The 9402-nt window shown below is 73.0% G+C and carries 6 protein-coding genes and 1 pseudogene; 4 read left to right on the forward strand and 3 right to left on the reverse strand.

What is annotated here, in order from left to right; genetic code table 11:
* Positions 1–416 (reverse strand): hypothetical protein (locus tag BJF79_RS53640; RefSeq protein ID WP_262402472.1); only part of this gene is annotated, 416 nt, incomplete at its 3' end.
* Between BJF79_RS53640 and BJF79_RS23640 the strand changes: the two genes are divergently transcribed.
* The 3 genes from BJF79_RS23640 to BJF79_RS23650 all read left to right on the forward strand — a co-directional run bounded on the left by BJF79_RS23640 (position 415) and on the right by BJF79_RS23650 (position 3117).
* Entirely contained in the window at positions 415–1029 is a 615-nt protein-coding gene (locus tag BJF79_RS23640) for a hypothetical protein (RefSeq protein ID WP_075900528.1), read from the forward strand. The two genes, BJF79_RS53640 and BJF79_RS23640, sit on opposite strands and share 2 nt — an antisense overlap.
* A gap of 27 nt (positions 1030–1056) precedes the next feature.
* Complete coding sequence (locus BJF79_RS23645) at positions 1057–1695, forward strand: TetR/AcrR family transcriptional regulator (RefSeq protein ID WP_075900530.1); 639 nt, start codon at positions 1057–1059, stop codon at positions 1693–1695.
* Between the two features lie 168 nt (positions 1696–1863).
* Positions 1864–3117, forward strand: coding sequence for a lipase family protein (locus BJF79_RS23650; RefSeq protein WP_075900532.1), 1254 nt, complete (start codon positions 1864–1866; stop codon positions 3115–3117).
* Between the two features lie 67 nt (positions 3118–3184).
* Here the strand turns inward: BJF79_RS23650 and lipB are convergent, their stop codons facing one another.
* Positions 3185–3859: a lipoyl(octanoyl) transferase LipB gene (lipB, locus tag BJF79_RS23655; RefSeq protein WP_262402473.1), complete on the reverse strand. Its 675-nt coding sequence runs from the start codon at positions 3857–3859 to the stop codon at positions 3185–3187.
* Between the two features lie 313 nt (positions 3860–4172).
* Between lipB and metH the strand changes: the two are divergent.
* Positions 4173–8188: pseudogene (metH, locus tag BJF79_RS23660) on the forward strand (methionine synthase).
* A 150-nt stretch (positions 8189–8338) separates the two neighbouring features.
* Here metH and BJF79_RS23670 read toward each other — a convergent pair.
* Positions 8339–9322 carry an FUSC family protein gene (locus tag BJF79_RS23670; protein ID WP_158079268.1) on the reverse strand — a complete coding sequence of 328 codons (984 nt, stop codon included), beginning with the start codon at positions 9320–9322 and terminating at the stop codon, positions 8339–8341.
* Between the last annotated feature and the right edge of the window lie 80 nt (positions 9323–9402).

Genomic DNA, 9402 nt, shown 5'->3' on the forward strand with positions numbered 1-9402 from the left:
AGGCCGGGCAGGGTGCAGGCGCGGCTTCCGGGAAGGGGGCCTCGGGGACCGCCAAGGCGGTGCTGGCGGGTCCGCCGCGCGGCGGTCGCGGCGGTCGCGGCCTTCGTCTTCCTGACCGCGGACCGGGACGGCGCCGTCCACCGGGTGGCGGCGTCGCCGACGGTCGCGACGACCGGGCCCGCGACCACCGGGCCCGCGACCCCATCGCCCTCGCCGACGACGGCGTCGCCGACGCCGTCCCACGCGTCCCCGACGCCGACCGGCACCGCGACGCCTTCGCACACGCCACCGACGCCCGCTCGCACGTCGCCGACGCCGCATCCGGGCACGTCCGGCCCCTCGACGCCGTCCCCCCACGAGCCCGGCGGGGGCGTCCCCTTCGGGCCGAGCGGCTTCGGCGGCGTCGGCCTCGGCATGTCGGAACGGGAACTGGACGCGACGGGCCGGGCCCGCCCGCGACCCGGTGAAACCGTCGGCGACTGCCGCGTCTACGACGTCGCGGGCCCGGACGGCACCGCGACCACGCTGCACCTGTCGCCCCGCGCGGGCGTCGTCGCGATCTTCGGGCGGGACGGCCTGCGCACCGCCGAAGGCATCGGCGTGGGCTCCACGGTCGACGAACTCCGCGCCGCGTACCCGTCGGCGGAGCCGTCCGGAAACGGGTGGATCACGCCCGTCCCCGGCAACCCGGACGCGTCCTACACGTCCGGCGTCGCGCGGGCGGACGCGTCGCCGAGTTCGTCCTCCGCCTGCGCGGCGCCGGGTGCTTCAGCGTCGACTGAACCCGCGCCGGACGGCCCGCGCCGGACGGCCCGCACCGGACGGCCCGCACCGGACGGCCCGCGCCGCAGGCCGGTCGCGTTCGCGGACGCCGGTGACGCGTGCCCCGCGCGGTTTCGCCGCCTTCCTCGTGGTCGTGCGGCGCGGTCGTCCGGACGTGACATCACCCCCGAAACCGCGCATGTGGGGCGGTATGGCCCCTGGTGGCCGCACTTCGCGGGCGACGGTGCAGGTAGGACGGTGTGCTGAAAGCGTCCGCTGATTTAGGGTTGGACGATGCCCAGCACATCGTCGCGCCGGCTGCCGCGAGGGCGGCACGCGCTCGCCCCGGAGGAAGTGGCCCGGATCCAGCGCGAGCGGTTGTGCCGCGCGATGGCGGAGGTCATGTCCGAGAAGGGCTACGCCGCGACCGCCGTCGAGGACGTGCTGAAGCGCGCGGGGGTGTCGCGGCAGACCTTCTACCGGATCTTCACCTCCAAGCAGGACTGCTTCCTCGCCTCGTTCGAGACGGCCTGCGCCGCGTCCCTGGACCGGATGCTGGAACCCGGCGGCGACGGTGACCCGCTGGAGCGGTGCGAGGCGGCGCTGTCGCAGTACCTGCGGACGGTCGCCGCCGAGCTGCCGTTCGCGCGGCTGTTCCTGGTCGAGGCGTACGCGGCGGGGCCGGAGGCGATCCGGCGCCGCGCGCGGCGGGAGACCGAGATGACGGCGGCGCTGGCCGACCTGCTCGGCGTCCGCGACGACGGCGGCCGGTTCACCTGCCGGATGGTGGTGTCGGCGATCTGCGCCATGGCGGCCCCGCCGGTGGCCCGCAAGGACCTGGACGCCCTGCGGGCGGTCGGCCCGGCGATGACCGCGCACGTCCGGCGGCTCTGGGCGGCGGGCGCGTTCGGGGCGGGCACCGGCCCCCGCTGAGGGCCTTTGTCAGGCGGACCACAAAACCGGGCGTCCGGATCCTTTCCCGGCCTTATTGGAGTAAGCATCTACTTGCTCTAGGGTCAGGGGGCCGTCACCAGGACGGCCGGGCCCGCGGGGGCTCTGGGGGGGATCCAGAGGGGCCGGGGCACGACGAAGGGTTGGTCCATGTCCACCACAGTCCGCCGGCTCTTGCGCACGGCGGTCGCCTGCGGGATGGGGGTCGCGCTCGCCGCGACCGCCCTGCAGGCGCCGGCCGCGGCCGCGCCGCAGGAGTTCGCGCCTCCCGCCGAGGACCCGTTCTACACGCCGCCGCGGCCGCTCCCCGCCGGGAGCCCGGGCGACATCATCCGCTCCCGCGAATCGGTCTTCACCATCGACCCGTTCAGCCGCAACCCCGTGGAAGGCGTCACGTCCACGCAGGTCCTGTACCGGTCGGAGGACGTGCACGGCGACCCGATCGCGGTGTCCGGCACCGTGCTCGTCCCGCAGGAGGAATGGGACGGGCAGGGCGAGCGGCCCCTCGTCACCTACGGCGTCGGGACGCGCGGGCTCGGCGACTCGTGCGCCCCCTCCTACACGATGACGCAGGGCCTCGACTACGAGATGTTCTTCATCGCCGACGCCCTCAACAAGGGCTGGGCGGTCGCGGTCACCGACATGCAGGGCCTCGGCACGCCCGGCCTGCACACCTACGAGGTCGGCAAGGCCCAGGGCATGGCGGCGCTGAACATGGCGCGGGCCGCGCAGCGCCTGCCGGGCGCGGACCTGGACGGCAACCCGGTCGCCGCGATGGGCTACTCGCAGGGCGGGACGACCGCGGGCTGGGCCGCCGAGCTGGCCGCGTCCTACGCGCCCGAACTCGACCTGAAGGGCGTCGTCGCGGGCGGCGTCCCGGCGGACCTGCGGGCGGTCGCCGCGAACCTGGACGGCAACCTGTTCGCCGCGTTCATGTTCATGTCCGCCGCCGGATACGACGCCGCCTACCCGCAGCTCGACCTGGAGTCGTTCCTCAACGACGCGGGGCGCGAGCTGATGGAGACGTCCGCCGACGTCTGCATCGCCAGCGTCGACGGGATCGCCACCTTCGGCGAGACGGCGTTCAAGAAGGTCGGCGCCTTCACCACCAGCGACCCCCTGGCCACGCCGCAGTGGCAGGCGAAGCTGGACGAGAACAAACTGGGCTCGACCGCGCCGACCGTCCCGGTGCTGCAGACGCAGGCCGTCTTCGACCAGATCATCCCGTTCGAGCAGGCGGACGCGCTGCACCGGGCGTGGTGCGCGAAGGGCGCGAACGTGACCTGGAAGACCTACACGATCGCCGAGCACGCCACCGGCATGGTGTGGACGTGGCCGGACGCGATCGACTTCCTCACCGACCGCTTCGCCGGTGAGCCCGCGCAGGGCAACTGCGCGGCCTGACCGCGGAACCGGCCGCGAGACCGGCCGCAGACGTCGGGACCTGAGCTCCGGAGCGCGCCGCCGGGGCTCAGGTCTCGCGCTTCCAGGCGTCGGTGATCAGCCGCCGCACCTCGGGCTGCGGCACCGGCGCCAGCCCGCGCCGCTCCCGTTCGCGGCACACCGACGTCATCTCCACGTCCGGCATGCCGCACGGCACCGCCCACGTCCACGGCTCCGGGTCGGCGTCGACGTCCATCGCGAAGCCGTGCGCGCTGACCCCCCGCGAGATGTACATCCCGAGCGAGACGATCTTGCGGCCCTCGGCCGTCCAGACGCCGGTCAGCAGCGGGCTGCCCTTCGGGGTGTCGCGCCGCTCGGCGGCGATGCCCAGCTCGCCGAGCACCGCCACCAGGATGTGCTCGATGTCGCGGATCAGCCCGACCACGTCGGTCGGCTCCGCCAGCTTCAGCACCGGATACCCGACGACCTGCCCCGGCGAGTGGTACGTCAGCTTCCCGCCGCGCCGCGTCTCCACGACCGGGATGCCGCGGGACGGGTCCGGACGCTCGTGCGGCGGCGTCCGCCGGCCCACCGTGTACGTCGGGGGGTGCGACAGCAGCCACAGGGTGTCGTCGATCCGGTCGTCCTGCCGGTCGCGCACCATCCGGTCCATCGTCGCGACGGCCTCGGTGTACTCGACGACGTCGCTCTCGGTCACGCGCAGCGGATGGTCGTCGCGCCGCCGCGCCGCCAAGCCGCTCACAAGTTGTCCGTGCACGTCGGGAAGCCTATCCGCGGTGCGGACGGATGGAATGCCCCAGGGACGGCCTTCTGAGACGGCCGGGAAGTCCCGGGGCCGGACTGACATTCCGGCGTGTCGCGCGGTACTGTCGTTGTCAGGCCGAGAGGCGCTGCAACGGGTGGACGCCCGCCACGCTCGGCCGCACCGGACCGCGAGCCGTCCGGTCGGAACAAGGGCGCCTCCCACGAACCAGCGGGAGGTGGCAGTGAAGATCGAATCCCTGCGGAAACTGCTCGACGAGCGCATCGCCGTCCTCGACGGAGGCTGGGGGACGATGCTGCAGGGGGCCGGTCTCACCCCCGACGACTACCGCGGCGACCGCTTCGGCGGCCACTCCCGCGACGTCACCGGCGACCCCGACCTGCTGAACCTGACCCGTCCGGACGTCATCCTGGACGTCCACCGGCAGTACCTCGCGGCGGGCGCCGACATCACGACCACCAACACCTTCACCGCGACGAGCATCGGCCAGGCCGACTACGGGCTCGAAGCGCACGTCCACGAGATGAACGTGCGGCCGCGAGCATCGCCCGGCAGGCCGCCGACGAGGCGGGCGGACGGTTCGTCGCGGGCTCGGTCGGGCCGCTGAACGTGACGTTGTCGCTGTCGCCCCGCGTCGAGGACCCGGCCTACCGGGCCGTCACGTTCGACCAGGTCCGCGAGTCGTACGCGCAGCAGATCGCGGGCCTCGCCGAGGGCGGCGTCGACCTGCTGCTGATCGAGACGATCTTCGACACACTGAACGCGAAGGCCGCGATCGCCGCCGCCCGCGAGGTCGCCCCCGACCTGCCGCTGTGGCTCTCGGTGACGATCGTCGACCTGTCCGGCCGGACGCTGTCCGGGCAGACCGTCGAGGCGTTCTGGCGGTCGATCGAGCACGCCGACCCGCTCGTCGTCGGGCTGAACTGCTCGCTGGGCGCCGAGGAGATGCGCCCGCACGTCGAGGAACTCGCCCGGATCGCCCCCACCTACACCGCGTCCTATCCGAACGCGGGCCTGCCGAACGCGTTCGGCGGCTATGACCAGACGCCCGACGAGATGGGCGTGCTGCTCGGCGGGTTCGCCGGGGAGAGCCTGGTCAACGCGGTCGGCGGCTGCTGCGGGACGGGCCCCGACCACATCGCGAAGATCGCCGAGGCCGTGCGCGGCACCGCGCCGCGGGCCGTCCCGCAGGTGCCGCCCGCGCCCCGGTTCAGCGGCCTCGAACCGTTCAAGATCGGCGCCGACACGGGCTTCGTCATGATCGGCGAGCGGACGAACGTGACCGGCTCGGCCCGCTTCCGCAAGCTCATCGAGGCGGGCGACCACCAGGCCGCCGTGGACGTCGCCCTCGACCAGGTGCGCGGCGGCGCGAACCTCCTCGACGTCAACATGGACGCCGACCTGCTCGACAGCGAGCGGGAGATCACCACGTTCCTCAACCTGATCGCGACCGAGCCGGAGGCGGCCCGCATCCCGATCATGGTGGACAGCTCGCGGTGGAGCGTCCTCGAAGCCGGGCTGAAGACCGTCCAGGGCAAGGGCGTCGTCAACTCGATCAGCCTCAAGGAGGGCGAGGAGCCCTTCCTGGAGCAGGCCCGCCGCATCCGCGACTTCGGCGCGGGCGTCGTCGTCATGGCGTTCGACGAGGTCGGGCAGGCCGACACCGCCGACCGCAAGGTCGAGATCTGCGGCCGCGCCTACGACCTGCTGACGCAGCGGGCGGGCTTCCCCGCCGAGGACATCATCTTCGACCCGGCCGTCCTCGCCGTCGCGACCGGCATCGAGGAGCACAACGGGTACGCCAAGGCGTTCATCGACGCGCTCCCGCGGATCAAGGAGCGCTGCCCCGGCGCCCGCACCAGCGGCGGCATCTCCAACCTGTCGTTCTCCTTCCGCGGCAACGAGGTCGTCCGCGAGGCGATGCACTCGGCGTTCCTGCTGCACGCGATCCGCGCCGGCCTCGACATGGGCATCGTCAACGCCGGGCAGCTCGCCGTTTACGAGGACATCCCCGCCGACCTGCTCGAACACGTCGAGGACGTGCTGTTCGACCGCCGTCCGGACGCCACCGACCGGCTCGTCACGTTCGCCGAGACGGTCAAGGGCAGCGGGACGAAACGCGTCGTGGACCTGTCGTGGCGCGAGGGCCCCGTCGAGAAGCGGCTGGAGCACTCGCTCGTCCACGGCATCGTCGACTTCGTCGAGGAGGACACCGAGGAGGCCCGGCAGAAGGCCGCCCGTCCCCTCGACGTCATCGAGGGCCCGCTGATGGACGGCATGAAGGTCGTCGGCGACCTGTTCGGCGCCGGGAAGATGTTCCTGCCGCAGGTCGTCAAGAGCGCCCGCGTGATGAAGCGGTCCGTCGCCTACCTCGAACCGTACATGGAGGAGGAGAAGGAGGAGGCGCGCAAGGCGGGCCTGCTCGACACCTCCCGCGGCAACGGCAAGGTCGTCATGGCGACCGTCAAGGGCGACGTGCACGACATCGGCAAGAACATCGTCGGCGTCGTCCTCGGCTGCAACAACTACGACGTCGTCGACCTCGGCGTCATGGTCCCGGCCGCGAAGATCCTCGACACCGCGATCGAGGAGAACGCTGACGCCGTCGGGCTGTCCGGGCTGATCACCCCGTCGCTCGACGAGATGGTGTCCGTCGCGGCCGAGATGCAGCGCCGCGGGATGAACCTGCCGCTGCTGATCGGCGGCGCGACCACGTCCCGGCAGCACACCGCCGTGAAGATCGCGCCCGTCTACGACCGGACGACCGTGCACGTCCTGGACGCGTCCCGCGTCGTCGGCGTCGTGTCCGACCTGCTCGACCCCGAGCGCGCCGCCGCGCTCGACGAGTCCAACCGCGCCGAGCAGGCCCGGCTGCGCACCGAGCACGAGAACAAGCAGCGGCGGCCGATGCTCACCTTCGAGCAGGCCCGCGCGAACGCCGAGAAGGTCTCCTTCGACGACCTGCCGACCCCCGCCTTCACCGGCGTCCGGACGGTCGAACCCGACCTGGCGACGCTCCGCGAGATGATCGACTGGCAGTTCTTCTTCCTCGCGTGGGAACTGAAGGGCAAGTACCCGGCGATCCTCGACCAGCCCGTCGCCCGCGAACTGTTCGACGAGGGCAACGAGCTGCTCGACGACATCGTCAAGAACGGCTCGCTGAAGCCGCGCGGGGCCTACGGGTTCTGGCCCGCGCACGCCGACGGCGACGACATCGTCCTGGAGGGCGGCCCCCGGTTCCCGATGCTGCGGCAGCAGACGAAGAAGCCGGCCGGACGTCCGAACCGCTCCCTCGCCGACTACATCGCCCCGTCCGGCGACCACCTCGGCGGGTTCGCGGTGACGATCCTCGGCGCCGAGGAACTCGCCGCCCAGTACGAGGCCGACCACGACGACTACAAGTCGATCATGGTGAAGGCGCTCGCCGACCGGCTCGCGGAGGCGTTCGCCGAGTACGTCCACCTGAAGGCCCGCCGCGACTGGTTCGAGCCCGACGCCGACCCCGCCCTGGAGGACCTGCACGCCGAGCGGTTCCGCGGCATCCGGCCCGCCCTCGGCTACCCGGCGAGCCCCGACCACAGCGAGAAGCGCGACCTGTTCGAGCTGCTGGACGCCGAACGCCTCGGCATGCGGCTCACCGAGTCGTACGCGATGGCGCCCGCGGCCAGTGTCAGCGGCATCATCTTCGCCCACCCGGAGTCGCGGTACTTCACCGTCGGCCGCATCGGCAAGGACCAGATCGAGGACTACGCAGCCCGCCGCGGCATGCCCCTCGCCGAGGCGAACGCTGGCTCGCCCCGAACCTCGCCTACGACCCGTCCTGACGCACCGGGCGCCGTCCCGTGCGGGACGGGCGCCGCGTCACAGCAGGTCGGCCGCCTGCAGCAGACGCATCCACGAGTCGCGGGGCCGTCCCTTCCGGTCGCGCTCCTGCACGACCCGCGGCCCGAGGACGGCCTCGACCAGCTTCGGATACCCGGGGCCGAGCACGTGCGAGTCGAAGAACTCCACGATCCCGGACGCGAAGTCCTCGCTCTCGATCTCTTCGACGTCGGGATTCTTGTAGAAGAAGATGTAATCGTCGGGGTCGACGTAGTAGACGCTCCCGTCCTGCATGTCCATCCGGATCGGGGCGCCGCCCACGATGTCGTCGCGCAGGTCGCGTGGGAGCCCGTACCGCTCGTACCCGATCTCGAGCGGATGGCCGAGCGGGCAGTCCCCGTCGGCCCCCCGCCGCCACCGCCACTCGTCCGGACCGGCGATCTCCTCCGGCTGGACGAAGTTGAAGTAGTCCCCGGCGAGCTGTGAGAACAGCCCGAACACCTCGGTCACCCCGGCGGGCAGCTCGGGGATCGGCTCCAGTACCCGGGGTTCGCCGATCTCGACCCCGAACCCGTGCTCGGCCTCGACCCGCTTGACGAGGTCCAGTTTCGCCCGCAGCGTCTCCATGCCCGCACCCTAGACTCCGCGTCGGACACGCCGCCGGGGCTCGCGCCGCGGCGGGGGCTCGCGGAGGAGCCGCGCGAGCATCCGCAGCTCCGTGCCTATCCGCGGGTCCGGAACGTCCAGGTCGTCCGGCACGTCCGGCGGGACGGCCGCGCCCGTCGCGGCGGGCGCGAGCCGGGCGAAACACGCCTCGACCGCCGCGACGTCGCCGCCGCCCGGGCCCCGGCCCGGCGACTCCGTGCCCGGCAGCGCCAGGATCAGGTAGCCGAGGCGCTCGGCGGCGACGAGCCGCGGCCACAGCGTCTCCGCGGCCGGATGGTCCCCGACCGCCTGCACGTACACGTCCCGCAGGTTCAGCAGCGACGACTGCGCGTCCCGCCGCGCCTGGACGATCTCGTGCCGGGGGCGTCCGGCCATCACCGCCGCCAGCAGCCGCCCCTCCACCCGGATCGCCGTCGCCAGCACCGCCGACACCCGCCGCCCCGTCGCCCGCCGCCACAGCAGGTGCCCGCCGACCACCCCGATCGCGCACCCCAGCAGTGTGTTCACCAGCCGCGACTCCGCGAACGGCACCGGCGACGCCCCGGGATGCGCGGCCTCCACCAGCAGCAGCGTCAGCGGCGTGATGAACATGACCGCCAGCGCGTAGTTCCGGGCGACCAGCAGCTCCACGACGAACTGCAGCACGCCCACGATGAGGGCGACCGCCACCCCGTGCGGATGCAGCGGCAGCAGCAGCGCCGCCACCCCCAGCCCCGCGACCGTCCCGATCGACCGGTTGATGGCGCGCTGCCACGTCCCGGTGAGGGTCTGCCCCTGCAGCACCGCGCACACCGCGATCGCCGCCCAGTAGGGCTGCGACAGCCCGGCCGCGAACGCCGCCCCCACCGCGGCCGCGGTGCACACCGCCACCCGCGCCGCCGACGCCGCCACCAGCGAGTGCCGCGAAGCCGCCGCCCGCGAACGCGACCCGCAAAGCCCGAACCGACGCCCCACCGGACGTCCCCACCCCCTCCGCCTCCTCCCGCCCCGCCGCCTCAACGACCGCCCGCAACGCCCGCCCCGTCCAGTCCCGC

It is taken from the genome of Actinomadura sp. CNU-125, from assembly GCF_001942465.1.
GTDB lineage: Bacteria > Actinomycetota > Actinomycetes > Streptosporangiales > Streptosporangiaceae > Spirillospora.